1 protein-coding gene is annotated in these 528 nt (G+C 41.5%); it reads right to left on the bottom strand.

Annotated features, from left to right (window positions below; translation table 11 throughout):
• Positions 1-523: helix-turn-helix domain-containing protein (locus JO375_RS25235; protein ID WP_229525189.1), on the bottom strand; the 523-nt coding region annotated here is incomplete at its 3' end.
• Positions 524-528: the final 5 nt, after the last annotated feature.

The raw sequence follows: 528 nt of genomic DNA, 5'->3' as shown, positions 1-528 counted from the left end.
TTGCGTTTTGACGAACCGTGGAATTCAGAATGCGTCCTTCAACTTCTCTTGATTTTGCAAACTTTACAAAGCCAAGCTTCGGGAGCTTCACGAAATTTTCTACAACTGCTATATTGCCGTTGATACACTTCGTTGTATAGCTCTGCACAAGGTTTCGTTTGCTCTTAAAACGTGGAGCGTTATTCTGCTTTTTGTAATAGCGAGAATAAGCATCTGCCACGTTTTCTACAGCATGTTGTAACGCAATACTATCTACTTCTTTAAGAAATGCATGATTCTGCTTGAGTTCTTTGACTTCTTTGATCGATGCATACTTATCGAAGAAGGAAGATTTCCATTCGTTGGACGGAAGCATGCCACTTTGGTACAGTTCGTTGGTGATGTGCCAGTATTCATCTTGTTTCTTTTGTTTTGCCACGAAGAAATTAAAGACGAAGCGAGCACATCCAAACGTTTGCCGCATGATCTGTGACTGCTCCTTCGTCGGATACAAGCGAAACTTGTAGGCTTTGTGACGAAGCATGATGT

Origin of the sequence: Paenibacillus farraposensis (assembly GCF_020736845.1) — a bacterium.
Classification (GTDB): domain Bacteria; phylum Bacillota; class Bacilli; order Paenibacillales; family Paenibacillaceae; genus Paenibacillus; species Paenibacillus farraposensis.
The sequence above is the reverse complement of the archived record's forward strand: the minus strand, read 5'-3'. Positions and strand labels throughout refer to the sequence as shown.